General features: G+C 70.7%; 17 protein-coding genes, 1 pseudogene and 1 riboswitch. Of the genes and pseudogenes, 7 read left to right on the plus strand and 11 right to left on the minus strand.

Going from position 1 to position 16,710, the window contains the following annotated elements; translation table 11 throughout:
- The first annotated feature begins 6 nt into the window (after positions 1 to 6).
- The gene (locus tag ACRYR2_RS03775; RefSeq protein WP_432561491.1) at positions 7 to 483 is read left to right on the plus strand and encodes an NUDIX domain-containing protein; all 477 of its coding nucleotides are present in this window, start codon (positions 7 to 9) and stop codon (positions 481 to 483) included.
- Here ACRYR2_RS03775 and ACRYR2_RS03780 read toward each other — a convergent pair.
- The 8 genes from ACRYR2_RS03780 to ACRYR2_RS03815 form a co-directional block, all read right to left on the minus strand.
- Entirely contained in the window at positions 471 to 1,034 is a 564-nt protein-coding gene (locus ACRYR2_RS03780; protein ID WP_432561492.1) for an HD domain-containing protein, read from the minus strand. The two genes, ACRYR2_RS03775 and ACRYR2_RS03780, sit on opposite strands and share 13 nt — an antisense overlap.
- Positions 1,035 to 1,393: 359 nt before the next feature.
- The gene (locus ACRYR2_RS03785; protein WP_432561493.1) at positions 1,394 to 2,554 is read right to left on the minus strand and encodes a class I SAM-dependent methyltransferase; all 1,161 of its coding nucleotides are present in this window, start codon (positions 2,552 to 2,554) and stop codon (positions 1,394 to 1,396) included.
- A 322-nt stretch (positions 2,555 to 2,876) separates the two neighbouring features.
- Positions 2,877 to 3,587 carry a restriction endonuclease gene (locus ACRYR2_RS03790; RefSeq protein WP_432561494.1) on the minus strand — a complete coding sequence of 237 codons (711 nt, stop codon included), beginning with the start codon at positions 3,585 to 3,587 and terminating at the stop codon, positions 2,877 to 2,879.
- Positions 3,588 to 3,889: 302 nt separating this feature from the next.
- The gene (locus tag ACRYR2_RS03795) at positions 3,890 to 4,249 is read right to left on the minus strand and encodes a hypothetical protein (RefSeq protein WP_432561495.1); all 360 of its coding nucleotides are present in this window, start codon (positions 4,247 to 4,249) and stop codon (positions 3,890 to 3,892) included.
- Complete coding sequence (locus ACRYR2_RS03800) at positions 4,246 to 5,025, minus strand: sporulation protein (protein ID WP_432561496.1); 780 nt, start codon at positions 5,023 to 5,025, stop codon at positions 4,246 to 4,248. Before ACRYR2_RS03800 ends, ACRYR2_RS03795 begins: the two co-directional genes overlap by 4 nt.
- Positions 5,026 to 5,157: 132 nt before the next feature.
- Positions 5,158 to 5,961, minus strand: coding sequence for an ABC transporter permease (locus ACRYR2_RS03805; RefSeq protein ID WP_432561497.1), 804 nt, complete (start codon positions 5,959 to 5,961; stop codon positions 5,158 to 5,160).
- Positions 5,958 to 6,986 (minus strand): aliphatic sulfonate ABC transporter substrate-binding protein, encoded by a 1,029-nt coding sequence (locus tag ACRYR2_RS03810; protein WP_432561498.1) that lies wholly within the window; start codon positions 6,984 to 6,986, stop codon positions 5,958 to 5,960. Before ACRYR2_RS03810 ends, ACRYR2_RS03805 begins: the two co-directional genes overlap by 4 nt.
- A gap of 89 nt (positions 6,987 to 7,075) precedes the next feature.
- Complete coding sequence (locus tag ACRYR2_RS03815) at positions 7,076 to 7,816, minus strand: ABC transporter ATP-binding protein (protein ID WP_432561613.1); 741 nt, start codon at positions 7,814 to 7,816, stop codon at positions 7,076 to 7,078.
- A 63-nt stretch (positions 7,817 to 7,879) separates the two neighbouring features.
- Positions 7,880 to 7,969, minus strand: a riboswitch (SAM riboswitch).
- A 95-nt stretch (positions 7,970 to 8,064) separates the two neighbouring features.
- Here ACRYR2_RS03815 and ACRYR2_RS03820 point away from each other — a divergent pair.
- The 4 genes and pseudogenes from ACRYR2_RS03820 (at position 8,065) to ACRYR2_RS03835 (ending at position 13,047) form a co-directional block, all read left to right on the plus strand.
- Positions 8,065 to 8,735: pseudogene (locus ACRYR2_RS03820) on the plus strand (YqjF family protein).
- A gap of 151 nt (positions 8,736 to 8,886) precedes the next feature.
- Positions 8,887 to 10,242 carry a hemolysin family protein gene (locus tag ACRYR2_RS03825; protein WP_432561499.1) on the plus strand — a complete coding sequence of 452 codons (1,356 nt, stop codon included), beginning with the start codon at positions 8,887 to 8,889 and terminating at the stop codon, positions 10,240 to 10,242.
- On the plus strand, positions 10,235 to 11,245 hold the full coding sequence (locus ACRYR2_RS03830; RefSeq protein WP_432561500.1) for a hemolysin family protein: 1,011 nt from the start codon (positions 10,235 to 10,237) through the stop codon (positions 11,243 to 11,245). The genes ACRYR2_RS03825 and ACRYR2_RS03830 overlap by 8 nt, the downstream gene beginning before the upstream one ends.
- A gap of 23 nt (positions 11,246 to 11,268) precedes the next feature.
- Positions 11,269 to 13,047: a prolyl oligopeptidase family serine peptidase gene (locus ACRYR2_RS03835; protein ID WP_432561501.1), complete on the plus strand. Its 1,779-nt coding sequence runs from the start codon at positions 11,269 to 11,271 to the stop codon at positions 13,045 to 13,047.
- Between the two features lie 8 nt (positions 13,048 to 13,055).
- On the opposite strand, the gene ACRYR2_RS03840 is transcribed toward ACRYR2_RS03835, so the two are convergent.
- Positions 13,056 to 13,322: a hypothetical protein gene (locus ACRYR2_RS03840; protein ID WP_432561502.1), complete on the minus strand. Its 267-nt coding sequence runs from the start codon at positions 13,320 to 13,322 to the stop codon at positions 13,056 to 13,058.
- A gap of 51 nt (positions 13,323 to 13,373) precedes the next feature.
- On the opposite strand from ACRYR2_RS03840, the gene ACRYR2_RS03845 reads away from it, so the two are divergent.
- A complete protein-coding gene (locus ACRYR2_RS03845; RefSeq protein ID WP_432561503.1) occupies positions 13,374 to 13,733 on the plus strand; it encodes a hypothetical protein in 360 nt (119 codons plus the stop codon).
- Positions 13,734 to 13,737: 4 nt separating this feature from the next.
- On the opposite strand, the gene ACRYR2_RS03850 is transcribed toward ACRYR2_RS03845, so the two are convergent.
- The gene (locus tag ACRYR2_RS03850; protein ID WP_432561504.1) at positions 13,738 to 14,283 is read right to left on the minus strand and encodes a TetR/AcrR family transcriptional regulator; all 546 of its coding nucleotides are present in this window, start codon (positions 14,281 to 14,283) and stop codon (positions 13,738 to 13,740) included.
- Between the two features lie 82 nt (positions 14,284 to 14,365).
- Between ACRYR2_RS03850 and ACRYR2_RS03855 the strand changes: the two genes are divergently transcribed.
- Positions 14,366 to 15,406 carry an aldo/keto reductase gene (locus tag ACRYR2_RS03855; RefSeq protein WP_432561505.1) on the plus strand — a complete coding sequence of 347 codons (1,041 nt, stop codon included), beginning with the start codon at positions 14,366 to 14,368 and terminating at the stop codon, positions 15,404 to 15,406.
- On the opposite strand, the gene ACRYR2_RS03860 is transcribed toward ACRYR2_RS03855, so the two are convergent.
- Positions 15,385 to 16,638 (minus strand): Nramp family divalent metal transporter, encoded by a 1,254-nt coding sequence (locus ACRYR2_RS03860; protein WP_432561506.1) that lies wholly within the window; start codon positions 16,636 to 16,638, stop codon positions 15,385 to 15,387. The genes ACRYR2_RS03855 and ACRYR2_RS03860 overlap by 22 nt on opposite strands.
- Positions 16,639 to 16,710: the final 72 nt, after the last annotated feature.

Genomic DNA, 16,710 nt, shown 5'->3' on the forward strand with positions numbered 1-16,710 from the left:
TTCCGGATGCCTCGTGTGGACCACTACCAAGACCCCGACGCCCCTCGTCCGAACAGCCTGGTGCCGGCCGCCAGTGTGGTCGTCGTCCAGGACGGCAAGGTGCTGATGCACCGGCGGCGGGACACCGACCGGTGGTCGATCCCCGGTGGAGGGATGGAGCCGGGGGAGAGCATCAAGGACACGGCCATCCGGGAAGCGCGGGAGGAGACCGGCTACGACGTGGAGGTCGATCGGCTCGTCGGCGTCTTCTCCGACCCAGGCCATGTCGTCGCCTTCGACGACGGGGAGGTCCGTCAGCAGTTTTCCGTCTGCTTCGCCGGCCACGTCGTTGGTGGCAGCCCACGACTGAGCGATGAGACGCGCGAAGTCGGCTGGCACGAACCCGGCGCTCTACGGTCGATGACCGACGCTCAGCTCCACCCGTCGATCCTGCTTCGCATCGAGGTCGCTTTGCGAAAGGACGAGGCCGCCTACATCGGCTGAGAGACCCCGATCAGCGCCTCGGCAGCGCGGTATTGCCGCCGTAGCTCCGGCTCGGCTCTCCTGAGGGCGCGAGTAACGATCGCCTCTGGGCCGTAGCGAGCTTCAACGTCGTTCAAGCGGGCCGCCAGCGTTATCGACTGCCCAGCCGGGCCCGTCGTCATGTCGCAATAGGTGAGCAGGTCACGCACGGGCGTCGCCTCGTCGGGGTAGCTGTCCATAAGCCCCGAGAGGCCTCGAAGCTCAGCCTCGAAGGACGCGCAGGAGTGGTGAGCCACCAGGCCCGCGACACGCTCGTGGCCCTGCGCACGCAGCCACGCGGCACCGTCCAACGAGTGGAAGCCCGTGTCGACCAACGGCTCCGCATAGCCGATGTCGTGGAGCCAGGCTGTGACGGCGAACAGCTCCCGATCGTCCTCCGGGAGCGCCTGGGCCACGCGAGCCGCCTGAAGGCCCACCGCCTGCACATGTGCCCACCGACGGGGGCTCGTACCAAGCAGCTCTTCCGCGACCTCGCGCGCTCGCCCGGGTGACAAAGGCAGCTTCTGCGACACCCCATCACACTAGGCAATGGGCTGGAGAACGTGGCGGCTCTGCCGTTGCTGTGAGAATTTTCTCTACTCCGTCAAGGCGGGCTCCGCCCGCCGCCGAGGCTGCGACCACGAGTGCCCTCACCACACTGCGCGCGGCCTGGCGGCCGTGCTCGCGTGGCTCGCGCACCCGGGTCAGCGTCGGGCAGCCAGGACGTCGTGCGTGACTCCCGCAGTGGCGAGGTCTGGCCGGCTGCGTAGTACCAAGGGCTCCCGCCCCTGGACCCCGGTTGCGCTGCACAGACGCGCGGACAGGTAGGCCGCATGGTCACCTTGGCACCCGCGCATCTGCACACCGCTCTGAACGCGCGGGGCCACGCACATCACTGCACTGGGTGCTTATCCAAGATTGCGACAATTTGCTGTTCCTCGACGGCTAGATGCAACTGCTTCATCGCAGTCACCGCCGCATGTAGAACGGCCTGGCGATCTGCGGCCAGTCGCCATACATCTAAGCGAGCGAGGAGCTTTTTAGTAATCGGCCTCTTGGAATCCCAAAATACGAGTGACTCGATGAAAGCCTGGCCCTGATCGCTACTGAGAAGCGCCCAGACTAATGCCGCCTCGGCGGGGTCTTGAAACGGCAGAAAGTAGCAGGTGTCGTCTAATACAACAGGCTTTTCGGCCATTGGGCCGACCAGTCGAAAGACCGGCTCCTTGTGTAGGCCAGAGACAGCAACCTTGTATGGGGCATATGTGTAGTCGCCATGACCAAATACAGAGAAGCGTGGCCTGTTTCGGTAGATGGATGATTTGCGACCGTCCAGGAGGGGGCCGTGTGAATCTAGGTACTCCCAAAGACGAGGAGCATCCTTCCGTAGAGTCTCGGTCTCGTCTCCAAACTTCTTCTGTGGAACGATAACCCACTTAGAAAGCTGTTCGTGACGGCCTCGAAAGATATCTGTACTTTTAAGAAGAGGATAGAGAAACTCTTCTTCGACGTCGACGCTCTGGCCAGTCTTTGACTTGGGTTCGGGAGTGGCCACCAGCTCGAAGACCGCCGAGGCATCGTGCTTCATCCCTGAACGCCACTCATACGTGCACTTAGTGTCGGCTGCTGCATTCTCCGTGTAGGCGTCAACGTCGGACACCCATTTACCGTCGACGACGCCGAATGAGTGACTCTTGGCGTCACTGTCAAGCGACTTGAAAACGTCTGCGACGTAGTTGCGGGACTCGACAGAGGTGTCTACTTCTACGACGAACCAGCACGCATCTACGCTGGCACCGAACCAACGCATTGCGTCAATTTCGTACAAAGCCGCCTTCGAGACGGGGATCGATGTACGCCACGCGTGCTCGATGACATTTCTTGCGACATGTGTCTTACAAAGCATTCCCAGCGTGACGCGAGTCTGGGACAGCTCCCGTAGAACCTTCAAGATGATGTATTCGCAGACGTCAAAGTTCGATCCGCCGAGCAGGGCGTCCAGCCCTTTGGCCCCCTTGAAGTTTTCCTTGGCCGGGACGTTTCCGCTGTCCATGCGGTTCAGCTCGGCAGAAGTCACCCAAGGGGGGTTCCCGATGACGGCTAGTGGCCCGGAGGTGGTCCATGAGATGTCATGGATTAGGTCTGTCTCAAAGATGTTTTGGTGCAGTGTTCGACCGTAACTTGAGGCAGAGTGCAAGTAGTCCTGCTGAATGTCGATTCCGAGTCGCTCGCTGGCAGGCAAAAGCTCTGCGGCCGCCTTAAGGAAGGATCCGTAACCGCAGGTCGGCTCCAAGATCCGAGACTGAGGATCTAGTTGCAGGCTTGCTAGGCATCTCTTGGCGAGGTCTTCGGGCGTTTGGAAGTCGCCGAACTCATTATTTGGCATTCAGGTCCTCCACGCCCGGCAGGGCGCCACTGGTAGCCAGGTTGATGGCTCGCGAATACTGCAACCGCCACTGTAGTGCATTGGAGATAGTAAGACTTCCCTGCTGAGGAGGTTCTTCCAGTAGGCGCTCAGCGAGCTGCCGGCGACTTACGTCATCTAGTGGCAGGTTCTTGTCCTGCAGCACCGCATCAATCTCCTCGACCTTAGCGTCACGGGCGAGCTCCGATCCGTCATCTGGACGGTTGATGATCTCAAGGAGCAAACGCGTAATTGTAGAGTCTGCGGTACGGATAGATTCGATAAAGATGACGTGCTGAATATCGAGGAAGGCATTCGCCGTAGTGCTATCGTCCCTCTTCTCGTAAACAAAGACCAGGAGGTCATAGCCTAGTCCGTAAATTTTTTGTGTGGCGTCATTGAAGGGACAGGAGGATTGCGGTTGGGCTCGCGACGTAACCTTGAGGTCAACGTTGATGCCTGGAAAATCAATGCCGCGTGCCGCATTGCCGACTTGATGTGTGTACTTGGCGGTCAAGTAGACCTTAAATTCTGCTTCAACGAACGTTCCAACCCGCTTGCCGTCTGTGACGCCGTACAGGGAAGGCAAGGGCGTCTTGCTTAGCTGGGCGGCGAAGAGCGCGGCGGACTTTTTGAAGTCCGTCAGCGAAAGGTTAGGCAGCTCAATTGGGATGGAACTCACGGTAACCTCCAGGGCGGACAGTTCGTAGAGCCTACCTAGTCCGAGGTCGTGACCATGGCTTCGCCACGTGATCTGCTCGTACAGGTCCAAGGAGTCTGCGCGTAAGGCCTTGCCCTAGTCCCCTGCAGCATCAGCGAGTGAGTGTCTAGGTGAGTGACAACCGGCTCGGGCGACCATGGACAAGCCTGGCCTGTAAGGGATCGATATAGCGCGAAGCTGGGGGCGAGCCGCGCTAAGGATCAGCTTCGGGACGAAGAGGCCGCAGGTTCAAATCCTGTCACCCCGACCAGCAAGACCGCAGGTCAGAGGCCCGGAACCGCGAGAGCGGGGCCGGGCCTCTGGCGTTGTGCGCAACTGTCCTCCAGCTGGGACGACAGAAGCAAGAGCCGGCCTCGCGACTGGACCTGGCCGCGATCTTCAACCCGGTCCCCGCCGCGTTCGTGGTGTTCGACACCGACCTCCGCTTCCTGACGGTCGACCAGGCCTTCCTGGAGTCGTCCGGCCGCACCCGGCCCGAGCTGATCGGCCGCGATCGCCACCCGGAAGTCCCGTCGCACGTGCCCCGGGCCCAGCGGGGTGCCGACCTTCGACGTGACGACCAGGCCGGTCTCGACCCACCGCGCACCCGAGCCGGTGTTCTGGCTGGGCCGCCCGGGGTTCACCAGCCCCAGCCGCGCCGGGCGCCCAGCTCGTGCACGGCGCGGTCCAGCGTCGCGGCCACCCGGGTCCGGTCGGTGTCGCCGTGCGACAACCGCAACCGGCTCACGACGTCGCGGCCCTCGGTGAGCAGACCACCGCGGCGGTCGGCCTCCAGGACGACGTCCAGGCCGTGGGCGTCGGCGAGGAAGGTGACCTCCAGCTCGTTCACCTTCCGCACGTGAACGGGCGGGGCGAACTCCAGCTCCTGGTAGAAGGGCAGGTCGGAGCCGCGCACGCGGCCCTTCTCCACGTCGGCGTGCTTGAACCGCCAGCCGAGGGAACCGAGGGCGTCGACCACGGCCTGCTGCACCGGCAGCGGCGCCACGGTGAGGCCGTCGAGGTCCCCGGGGTCGACGGCCCCGGCGATGACGAGCCGGGTCGCCACGCCGACGGCCACCCCGCGCAGGTGCCAGCCGCCGATCGCGGTGATCGGCGTCTGCCACGGCAGGGTCAGCGCGAACGGCAGCTCGGCCCGCTGCCCGGGCACGGTGGTGAACCCCGCGCCGACGCGGGCGCTGCCGAAGGCGACGTCCTCGCGCCACTCGGTGTCGCCGCTCTCGACCTCCACCCGGGCCTGCAGGACGACGACGACCTCCTGCACGTCCTGGGGCACCTTGCCGCCGGTCACGACGACCCGGCCCCGCACGGGCCCTCCCGGCCGCGCGACGTCGTCCTCCAGCACCGTGTCCACCGTCGCCGCACCCGCGCCGAAGCGTGCGGCCAGGTCGCGCAGAGCCATCTCGTCCTCCGTCCCCGGGCCGCCGGCCGGCCCCACCCGCAGGACGGCCGGGACGCGCGCTGCGTTCCCGGGGCGGGGACGACGGGGGCCCGGCCCCGCCGCAGCGGAACCGGGCCCCGGGGGAAGGGCGGGTCAGTCCCGCGACGCCTTGACCCGTCCCTCGACGAACCCGAGCACCACGTCGGACGCCTTGCCCAGCAGCGCGAGCAGGATGATCGCCAGCAGCACCTGGTCGGTGCGGGACGTGTTCTGCCCGTTGGTCATCTGGTAGCCGAGGCCGATGGAGGAGGAGATGAGCTCGGCGGCGACGAGGAACAGCCAGCTCTGGGCCAGCCCCAGCCGCAACCCGGACAGCAGCGCGGGCGCGGTGGCGGGCAGCAGGATCGAGGTGAACAACCCGATCCCGCGGCGGCCGTAGGCGCGGCCGACCTCGACGAGCGCGGGGTCGAGGTGGGTCAGGGAGGAGACCACGGTCGTGTAGACGGGGAAGAACGCCCCGATCGCGACGAGGGTGATCTTGGGGGGCTCCCCGAGCCCGATCCACAACCCCAGCAGCGGGACCCACGCCAGCGACGGCACCGCGCGCAGCGCCCCGAGGGTGGGGGACAGCAGGCGGTACGCCAGCCGGGACGAACCCGTCAGCCCGCCGAGGACGAGGCCCGCGGCGGCGCCGAGCACGAACCCGACGAGCACCCGCTGCACGCTGATGGCGATGTTCGTCTGGAGCTGACCGGTGGTCCACAACTGCTGCGCGGCGGTGAGGACGTCACCGGGCGGCGGGAGCTGGCTGGGCAGGAACATCCCGGCCGCGGTGGTCGCCCACCAGGCCGCCACGAGGGCCACGGGCACGACGGCCCCCAGCCACCAGCCGGGCCGGATCCGGCGCGCCGGGGCGTCCGGGGCGGTGGCGGTGGTGGTGGTGGTGGACGTGCTCACGACGCGGTGGCCTTCTGCGCGAACTCGGGCACGAGCAGCGTGTCCAGCGCCTCGTTCGCGGCGTCCTCGGAGGGCACGTCGCCGGTGGCGGCCATGAGCGGGACGATCCCGGCCAGCACCGTCCGCTGCGCCTCGCCGGGAACCCCGTCGAGGTCGAGCGTCGTGCGTTCCAGGACGCGGGCGGCGACCTCGGGCGACAGCTGCGCGGCGGTCGCGTACAGCGTCGCGAGGTCGGCGGGGTTCGCCAGCGCCCACGCGCGGGCCGTCGCGTAGGCGTCGACGACCTGCTGGACGAGGTCGGGGGAGTTCTGGATGAACTCCTCGCGGGCGTTGAGCACGCCGTAGGTGTTGAAGTCGACGTTGCGGTACAGCAGCTTCGACCCGGTCTGGATCTCGGTGGCCGCCATGTTCGGGTCCAGCCCCGCCCACGCGTCGACGTCGCCGCGTTCGAGGGCGGCGCGGCCGTCGGCGTGCTGGACGTTGAGGATCTCGACGTCGGAGCCGGACAACCCGGCCTGGGCGAGCGCCTGCTGGAGGAAGAAGTACGGGTCGGTGCCGGTGGTCGCCGCGATCTTCCTGCCGCGCAACCCGGCGACGTCGGTGACGGTGGAGTCCTTCCCGACGACGAGCGCGGTCCACTCCGGCTGGGAGTACACCTCGACGGTCTGCACGGGCGAGCCGTTGGTGCGGGCCTGCAGGACGGCCGAGCCGGCGGTGGAGGCCAGGTCGAGGTTGCCGTTGCGGAGGAACTCGTTGGCCTTGTTGCTCCCCTGCGACTGCTCCCACTGCACGGTCAGGCCGGCGTCCTCGAGGATCTTCTGCTCGCGCACGACGAGGCTGAGGGGGTTGTAGAGGGCGTAGTCGAGGCGGACCCGGTCGCCGCCGCCGGAGCCGCTGCCCGCGGTGGGGGCGGCGCTGCCGGAGGACGACTCGCCCTGCACGCAGCCGGCCGCGGTGAGGGCGAGGGAACCCAGGCCCAGACCGAGCAGGGCGCGACGGGTGGTGGTGCGGGGCAGCGTGGACACGGTTCTCCCGGGGGTGCGGTGGTGGCGGGTGCGCGGAGGGTCGAGGTGGGGCGGGGCCGGGCGGCGCGAGGGGTTCGGGCAGCGCGGGGTCAGGCGGTGCGGGGGACGCCGAGCAGGTCGAGCAGCTCGACGCGCAGCCGGGCGGTGGCGGCGTCACCGCGGTCGCGCGGACGGGCAGCGGGGACGGGCAGGTCGCGGACGATCCCCGCGCCCTCGCCACCGGTCCGTCCCAGGACGAGGACGCGGTCGGCCAGGTGCAGGGCCTCGTCGACGTCGTGGGTGACGAACAGCACGGTCGCGCCGGTCTCGCGCTGGACCTCGTCGAGCAGGTCCTGCATGCGCAGCCGGGTCAGCGCGTCGAGCGCGGCGAACGGCTCGTCGAGCAGCAGGACGCCGGGACGGCGCACGAGCGCACGCGCCAGCGCGGCGCGCTGGGCCATGCCGCCGGAGACCCGGCGCGGCCGGTGACCGGCGAAGTCGGCCAGGCCCACGACGTCCAGCCAGCGCAGCACCTCGGCCCGCCCGGCGGCGCGGGACGTCCCGCGGGGCAGCCCGAAGGCGACGTTGCCGGCCAGGTCGCGCCAGGGCAGCAACCGCGGTTCCTGGAAGACCACCGCGGTGCGCGGGTGGACGCCGCGCACGGGTTCGCCGGCGACCTCCACGGTGCCGACGGTGGGCGTGTCCAGGCCCGCGACCAGCCGCAGCAGCGTGGACTTCCCGCTGCCGGAGGCGCCCAGCAGGGCGACGGTGCTGCCGGCCTCGAGCGCGACGTCGATCGGGGCGAGGACCTCGTGGGCGCCGAAGCTGCGGCCCACGCCGCGCAACGTCACGGGGGCGGCGTCGACACGGGTGGCGGCCGCGGTGGACACAGGGGCGATCGACACGAGAGCTCTCCTCCATCGGCCCCGGCATGAGCACCACACCCCGAAGGGCGGTTGCTGCGGCGTCGACGAGCCAGGTCTCTCGGCCGCTCTGGATGGTGCATCCAGCCTAGAGCACAGTTGAGCGCGTGACCGACCAGCCCGGCATCGACCGCCTCCCGCCCACCGACGCCCCGCCGCTGACCGGGCCGGTGGTGATGCACCAGCACTGGGACGACGTCGCCTTCCTGCACTGGGCGGTCGAGCCGGCCGCCGTCGCGCCGCACCTGCCGCCGGGCACCCGGCCGGACGTCCTGGACGGCGCCACCTACGTGGGCCTCATCCCGTTCACGCTGCGCGGGGCGGGCCCCGGGCGGGGCCGGCCGTCCCGTACGCCGGGACGTTCCTGGAGACGAACGTGCGGATGTACTCCGTCGACGACGCCGGCCGGCGCGGGGTGGTCTTCGCCAGCCTCGACGCGGCGCGGCTGGCCGTCGTGCTGGGAGCGCAGGCGGTGTTCGGGCTGCCCTACCGGTGGTCGTCGATGCGGCACGCCGTCCGCGAGCGGGACGGGGCCAGGGAGCTGGTGTGGACGTGCCGGACGCGGGCGGGCGTGCGCAGCCGGATCGCCGTGCGGGAGGGGACGCCGACGGCCGACGACGAGCTGGGGACGTTCCTCACCGCGCGGTACGGACTGCACGTCGCCCGCCGGGGGACGACGCGCTGGATCCCCAACGAGCACGAGGCCTGGCCGCTGCGGACGGCCGAGCTGCTCGCGCTGGACGACGGCCTGGTCGGCGCGGCCGGGTTCGCCGTGGCGGGCGTGCCGGACCACGTCGCGTTCGCCCGGCGGGTGACGACGCGCTTCGGGACACCCGTCCGGCTGTGAGGGAACCCCCGGCCGGCAGCGTGCGTTCACCACTGCACACCGTTCCCGAGAACACGAGAGGACCGCCGCCGCCGATGTGCGACGACGATCACGACGACCCTTCAAGTACCAGCGCGAGCACCTGCACGCCCGACCACGGTGAGGTGGTCCGGTGACGGACGTGCTCGCCCTGCTCCTCGGGATCCTGGTGGTGTTCGGCATCACCGTGGCCACGGGGTACTTCGTGGCGCAGGAGTTCGCCTACATGTCGGTGGACCGTTCGGGCCTGGGCGCCCGCGCGGAAGCCGGCGACGCCGGTGCGGGCCGGGCCCTGGAGGTCACCCGCCGCACCTCCTTCATGCTCTCCGGAGCCCAGCTGGGCATCACCGTCACGGGCCTGCTCGTCGGGTACGTGGCCGAACCCCTCATCGGTGAGTCCCTCGGGGCGCTCCTGGGTGGGGTCGGCATCCCGACCGCGGTCAGTGTCGGCATCGGCGGTGTCATCGCCATCGTCTTCTCGACGTTCGTCCAGATGCTCTTCGGTGAGCTGTACCCGAAGAACCTGGCGATCGCGAAGCCCGAGCCGCTGGCCGTCCGGCTGAGCCGTTCGACGCTGGTCTACCTGCGCGTCTTCGGCGTGCTGATCAAGTTCTTCGACGCCTCCTCCAACGCCCTGCTGCGGGCGCTGAAGATCGAGCCGGTCCACGACGTCGAGCACGCCGCGACGGCCAAAGACCTCGAGGCCATCGTCGAGGAGTCGCGCGAGAGCGGCGACCTGCCGCCCGAGCTGGCGGTCCTGCTGGACCGGATCCTCGACTTCCCGCAGCGCGACGTCGAGCACGCGATGATCCCGCGCTCGCGGGTCGACACGGTCGACGAGGCCGACGACCTGGGGCTGGTGCGCGCGCTGATGGCGGTGGGCCACTCCCGCTACCCGGTGCTGTCCACCGGGGCCGGCGACGTCGTCGGGGTCGTGCACCTGGCCGACCTGCTCACCACGACGGAGGCCGACAGCGCCCACGTCACCCGGATCATGCGGCCCCCGCTGGTCGTCTCGACGTTCACGACGCTGCCCGACGTGCTGCGCCAGCTGGGCGAGACGAAGAACCAGCTCGCCTGCGTCGTCGACGAGTACGGCGGTTTCGCCGGCGTCATCACCGTGGAGGACCTCGCCGAGGAACTCGTCGGCGAGATCACCGACGAGCACGACGAGGACGACCCCGGGTACGTGCCCGTGGAGGGCGACGGCGTCTGGGAGATGTCCGGGGAGGTGCACGTCGACGAGGTCGAACGCTCGCTCGGGGTGGACCTGCCGCGCGGCGACTACGAGACGATCGCCGGGCTGGTCATGGCCACCCACGGCGGCCTGCCCGACGAGGGCGCCGAACTGGTCCTGGACCTGCCGGCCGACCCCGGTGAACCCGAGGCCGAACCCCGCACGCTGTCCGTCCGCGTCCTGACCGTCGAGCGGCACGTGCCCGCCCGGGTGCGGCTGGAACTGTCCGAGGAGGTCGTGGCCGGTGACTGACAACTGGCTCGTCGTCGTTCCGGCGACCGTGCTGATCGTCGCCGCGAGCGCGTTCTTCGTCGCGGTGGAGTTCGCCCTGCTGGGCGCCAAGCGGCACCGGCTGGAGGAGGCCGCCGGGACCGCTGCCGGCCGCGCCGCCCTGAAGAGCTCGCACGAGCTGACCGTGCTGCTGGCCGGGTCCCAGCTGGGCATCACGGCCTGCGTCCTGCTGCTGGGGGCCATCAGCAAACCGGCCGTGCACCACTGGCTGACCCCGGCCTTCGAGGCCCTCGGGATCCCGACGGTCGCGGCCGACGTCCTCGGTTTCGTCCTCGCGCTGTTCGTGGTGACGTTCGTCCACCTCGTGGTGGGGGAGATGGCCCCGAAGTCCTGGGCCATCGCGCACCCCGAGCGCTCGGCGATGCTGCTCGCCATCCCGATGCGCGCCTTCATGTGGGTGTTCCGGCCGGTCCTGAGGCTGCTCAACGCGGCCGCGAACGTCCTGGTCCGCCGGTCCGGCATCGAACCCGTCGACGAGAAGGCCACCGCGCACACGCCGGAGACGCTGCGGCACCTGCTGGAGCACTCGACGAACGTCGGGGCGCTCGACGCGAGGTTCTCGGCGCAGCTGTCCGGGGCGCTGGACCTCGAACGGCTGACGGTGCGCGACCTGCTGCGCGTGGGGGCGGTCCCGGCGTGCGTGCCGGCCGACGCGACGGTGGAGGACGTGCGGGAACTGACCCGGCGCACCGGGCACCTGCGCATCCTCGTCGGCGCCCCGCAGGCGATCACGGGGGTGGTGCACGTGCGCGACACCCTCACCGAACCCGCCGACGCCCCGCTGGCCCCGTTCGCCCGTGACGTCTTCACGCTGGACGCCGCGACGACGGTGCACGCGGCGCTGAAGCAGATGCGCGAGACGAGCAACCACCTCGCCCTCGTCACCGACGGCGCGCGCGTGGAGGGGGTCGTGACGATGGCCGACGTGCTGCGCCGGCTGTTCCCCCGCACCGTCGCGGCGTAGTTCGGCCGTGGCACGATCGGCCGGTGACTGAACCTGAGGTCCCCACCTGGGAGAAGCGGTTCCGCGCCGGCCGCGTCGGCCTGCCGGAGTGGGCCGAGGACGCCCCGGCCCGGTGCGTGGTCTACGCCACCGTGGCCGGGGTGCTCGAGGTGCACTCCTTCGACGCGGACTCGGGGGAGCTGCACCGGCTGACCGACCGGCCCGAGGGCACCTCCAGCGCCACCATCGACCACGCCGGGGAGTTCGTCTGGTGGTTCGACGACACCGCCGGCGACGAGTACGGCGTGTGGCGGCGGCAACCGTTCGCCTCCGCCCCCGGTGAGGGCGTGGAGGACCCGCTGGGGCTGCCGGCCGCCTACCCGGCGGGACTGTCGCTGGGCCGCAGCGGCATCGTCGTGGTGGGTTCGCAGGACGACGGGTACGGCACCCGGATCGACGTGGTCTCCGCCGAGGGCACGAGGCGGCTGTACGAGCACCGCGAGGACGCCTGGGCCGGTGACCTCTCACCCGACGAGCAGTGGGTGGCGATCGCGCACTCCGAGCACGGCGACTCCCGGCACCCCGACCTGCGGGTCCTGTCGCTGGCCGACGGCTCCACCGTCGCCGAACTGTCCGACGGACCCGGCAAGGGCGTCGCGCCGCTGGGTTTCTCCCCCGTGCGCGGGGACGCCCGGTTGCTCGTGGAGCACGAGCGGGCCGGCCGCGCCGAGCTGCTGGTGCTCGACCTGCGCACCGGCCGGGAGATCCAGATCGTGCTGGGCGTGCCGGGGGAGGTCGCCGGGGCGGAGTGGACGCGGGACGCGACCGGGCTGGTGGTGCTGGTCGACCACGAGGCGCGGACCCTGGCCCACCGGGTGGACCTGGGAACCGGTGTGGTGCAGCAGATCGGGCCCACGTCCGGCAGCGTCGGGGGCGCGACTGCCCGGCCCGACGGGGACGTGTGGCTGACGTGGTCGTCCTCGGCGCAGCCGTCGGTGGTGCGCACCCTGTCCGGTGAGGTGCTGCTGCGTGCGCCGGGTGAACCGGCGCCGCCGTCGGTCGACGTGCGGGACGTGTGGGTCGACGGTCCCGGGGGCCGGATCCACGCGCTGCTGCGGACTCCGGCCGGCGCGCAGGGCCCGTGGCCGACGGTGGTGGAGGTGCACGGCGGTCCCACCGCGCACGACACCGACTCCTTCCGGCCGTACTGCGCGGCCTGGGTGGACGAGGGTTTCGCCGTCGTGCAGGTGAACTACCGCGGGTCGACGGGGTACGGGTCGGCGTGGCGCGACGCGCTGGAGGCCCGCGTCGGCCACGTGGAACTCGAGGACATCGCCGCGGTCGCCGACCACCTCGTGGCGTCCGGGGTCTGCGATCCCTCGAAGCTGGTGCTGGCCGGGGCGTCGTGGGGCGGTTTCCTCACGCTGCTGGGGCTGGGGACGCAACCGGACCGCTGGGCCGTGGGGCTCGCGGGGGTTCCCGTCGCCGACTACGTCGCGGCCTACGAGGACGAGATGGAGGGGCTGAAGGCGTTCGACCGGTCACTGTTCGGCGGGTCGCCGGCCGAGGTTCCGGACAAGTACGCCGACTCCTCGCCCCTCACCTACGTCGACGCCGTGCGCGCCCCGGTGCTCGTGCTCGCCGGCCGCAACGACCCGCGTTGCCCGATCCGGCAGATCGACAACTACCTCGAACGCCTCGCGGCCCGGGGGGCGACCCACGAGGTGTACCGGTACGACGCCGGGCACGGGTCGCTGCTGGACGACGAGCGGGTGCGGCAGATGCGGGTCGAACTCGACTTCGTGCGGCGGCACCTGCCCTGACGAACGGGTCAGCGGGTTCCCTCCGGGCCGTCGTCACCGGGAACGGCCTGTGCGGCGTCGTCCTCGGAGATCCGCACGCCGGCCGTCGGGTCGCCCTGGCCCGTCCCGTCCGCGACGTCGTCCTGCAGGCCCAGCGGGTCCTGCGGGTCGCGGGCGGGGCTGGGCACCGGCCCCGAGCCGGTGGCCCGGGCGTTCTCCCGGCTGCCGCTGTCCTGCACGCGGCGGACCTCGGCGTTGTCCCGGGGGTCCACGTGGTCGGTGGTCTCATCGCTCATGCGCCCACCCTGCGGGTCCGGGAACGGGTCCGCCACCTCTAGGGTGAGCGCGTGAACACGACGTGGTGGCGCACCCATCCGGTGGCCCACCGGCTGCTGGCCGTGCTGGTCTGCGAACTCCTCCTGGCGGCCGTTCCCGGGCGGGGGTTCGGCGCGCTGCTGTGGCTGGCCGTCGACGTCTGGCTCGTGACACGCGTCCGGCGCAGCAGCTGGACCGCCTGGATCGTCCTGCTGGCGTTGTCGGTCCTGGCCGCCGGGTTCGGGATCGCCTCGGCGGTGCTGACCGGTCCCGCGTTGTCCGTGCTCGCGGTCGTGGGGCTGAACGTCGCGGTCTGCGCCCTGCTGCTCACCCCCACGGTGCGGGGGTGGGTGGGCCGGTCCGGGCTGCTGTCCCTGCCGGGGGAGCACTGACGCGTCAGGCGCGGTAGCGCATCCCGTCCAGCAGCAGGTCGATCGTCCGCTCGGTGAACTCCGGGTCCGGCGTCGACAACCGCGACAGCGTCGTGAGCAGTTCCGCGGGGGTGAGGCGGGCGGTGATCTCGCCGGCCTGCACGGCCGCGTCGAGCAGGGATCCCAGCGCCGGCTCGAACCGGCCCGAGAAGTACGCGGGCAGCGGTTCGAAGGCCGGGTCGCCGGAGTGCAGGGCCGCGGCGAGCCCGCGTTTGGCGGCGACGAAGCCGGTGAAGCGCAGCAGCCACCGCCGCAGCGCCTCGAACGGCGGGTGCTCGGCCGCGAGCAGCGGGGCCTGTTCGGCGCAGGCGTCGACCTCGTGCCGGAACACGGCGGTCACCAGGTCCGAGCGCTGCGGGAAGTGCCGGTAGACCGTCCCGACGCCCACGCCCGCCTTCGCGGCGATCTCGCGCACGGGCGCGTCAACACCGACGGCGGCGAAGACGTCGCGGGCCGCCACGAGCAGGGCGTCGAGGTTGCGTTGCGCGTCGGCGCGCACCTTCCGTTCCACTGCAGCCTCCCCTTGCGTAAGCGGAACATCGTTCCGTACAGTTCCGGACGATCGTTCCGCTTCATCTTCCCACGGAGGAACCGTGCAACACCGCCCTCTCGGCCGCACCGGCATCCAGGTCAGTCCCTACGCGCTGGGCGCCATGATGTTCGGCGCCGTCGGCAACCCCGACCACGAGGTGTCGATCCGGATCGTCCACCGCGCCCTCGACGCCGGGATCAACGTCGTCGACACCGCCGACGCCTACTCCCGCGGCGAGTCCGAGGAGATCGTCGGCAAGGCGCTGAAGGGCCGCCGCGACGACGTCGTGCTGGCCACCAAGTTCCACCTGCCCATGGGGGAGGACCCCAACGCGCGGGGGAACTCCCGGCGCTGGATCACCCGCGCCGTCGAGGACTCGCTGCGCCGGCTCGGCACCGACCGCATCGACCTGTACCAGGTCCACCGACCCGACCCGGACACCGACGTCGAGGAGACCCTGTCGGCGCTGACGGACCTCGTGCGCGCGGGCAAGGTCCGCGCGATCGGGACGTCGAGCTTCCCCGCCTCCGAGATCGTCGAGGCGCAGTGGGTGTCGGAGCGCCGGGGGCTGGAACGCTTCCGCACCGAGCAGCCGACCTACTCGATCCTGAACCGCGGCATCGAGAACGAGGTCCTGCCCGTCGCCCAGCGGTACGGCATGGGCACGCTCGTCTACTCGCCGCTGTCGGGCGGGATGCTCACCGGCCGCTACCGCAAGGGGCAGCGGGCGGACACGCCGCGCGCGAACAGGTTCCGCTACTTCTCCGACGAGCGCCGGCTCGACGTCGTCGAGGAGCTCATCGCCCTGGCCGACGAGGTCGGGGTGGCGCTGACCCACCTCGCCCTGGCGTTCGTCCTCGCGCACCCGGGCGTCACCTCGGCGATCCTCGGCCCGCGCACGCCGGAGCAGTTGGAGGACCTGCTCGCCGGTGCCGAGCTGGCGCTCGAGGACGCCGTGCTCGACCGGATCGACGCGATCGTCCCGCCGGGCACCGACGTCGGCCTGCTGGACATGCAGTACCGGACGCCGCCGATCCTCGACGCGGCCCTGCGCCGGCGCCCCCCTGCGCAGCGGTCGGCTCAGCCGAGGAACGTCAGGTAGAGCAGCGCGAGGTTCAGCGCCACGACGAGCCCGACGGCGACGGTGGCGAACACGCGGGTCCCCGGCCGGTTCACGTGCTCGCCCATGAGGTCCTTCGAACTCGTGAGCGCGACCAGCGGGATCAGCGCGAACGGGATCCCGAAGCTCAGGACGACCTGGGACACGATGAGCGCGCGGGTCGGGTCCACGCCGATGCCCAGGCAGACCAGCGCGGGGATCAGCGTCACCGCACGGCGCAGCAGCAGCGGCACGTCGATCCGCAGCAGACCCTGCATGATCACCGCGCCGGCGTAGGCGCCGACGGACGTCGAGGCCAGCCCGGAGGCCAGCAGGCCGATCGCGAACAGCAGTGCGGCCCCGGTGCCGAGGTGGGCCGAGACCGCGGCGTGCGCGCCCTCGAGGGTGTCGGTGCCCTCGACCCCGCGCAGCGCCGAGGCGGCCAGCAGCAGCATCGAGATGTTGACCAGCCCGGCCACGACCAGGGCCGCCACGACGTCGATCCGGGTGGCGCCCAGGACCCGGCGGCGCTGGGCGGGGGCGACGGCGCCGTGGTGGTCGCGGGCCATGGCCGAGTGCAGGTACACCGCGTGCGGCATGACGGTCGCGCCGAGCATGCTCGCGGCCAGCAGCACCGTCTCGGCGCCGTCGAAGCGGGGGATCAACCCCGCGGCCGCCTCGGCCGGGTCCGGCGGGGAGAGCACGACACCGGAGACGAACCCGACGACGATGACCGCCAGCATCCCGATGATGACGGCCTCGAAGCGGCGGACCCCGCGCCGGTTCTGCAGGGCCAGCACCGCCAGCGACACCGCGCCGGTGATGATCCCGCCGACCAGCAGCGGGGTGCCGAACAGCAGGTGCAGGGCCACCGCGCCGCCGATCACCTCGGCCAGGTCGGTGGCCACCGCGACCAGCTCGGCCTGCGCCCAGTACGCCAGGCGGGACCTGCGTCCCAGCCTGTCCCGCAACGCCTCCGGCAACGTCCGGCCGCTGACGACGGCGAGCTTGGCGGACAGGTACTGCACGAGCACCGCCATCGCGTTGGCGACGACGAGCACCCACAGCAGCAGGTAGCCGTACCCGGCACCCGCGGTGAGGTTCGCCGCGACGTTGCCGGGGTCGACGTAGGCGATGGCGGCCACGAACGCCGGGCCGAGCAGGCGCAGGAGGTTGCGGCGGCCGCCACGCGGTGCTCGGCCAGCGGGCGCGTCAGCGCGGGCGTCCGTCGTCATGGCGCCATCATGCACCAGAGTTCGGCGCACCGAACTTCGAAGTTGGCGGAACCCCCACCCCTCCGCGATCAA

This window comes from Kineococcus deserti, assembly GCF_050871945.1.
Classification (GTDB): Bacteria; Actinomycetota; Actinomycetes; order Actinomycetales; family Kineococcaceae; genus Kineococcus.

Coding starts and splice junctions, on each gene's coding strand:
- ACRYR2_RS03860 (WP_432561506.1), bottom strand. CDS start 16,638: ATGACGACGGACGCCCGCGCTGACGCGCCCGCTGGCCGAGCACCGCGT.
- ACRYR2_RS03840 (WP_432561502.1), bottom strand. CDS start 13,322: ATGAGCGATGAGACCACCGACCACGTGGACCCCCGGGACAACGCCGAG.
- ACRYR2_RS03775 (WP_432561491.1), top strand. CDS start 7: ATGCCTCGTGTGGACCACTACCAAGACCCCGACGCCCCTCGTCCGAAC.
- ACRYR2_RS03800 (WP_432561496.1), bottom strand. CDS start 5,025: ATGGCTCTGCGCGACCTGGCCGCACGCTTCGGCGCGGGTGCGGCGACG.
- ACRYR2_RS03785 (WP_432561493.1), bottom strand. CDS start 2,554: ATGGACAGCGGAAACGTCCCGGCCAAGGAAAACTTCAAGGGGGCCAAA.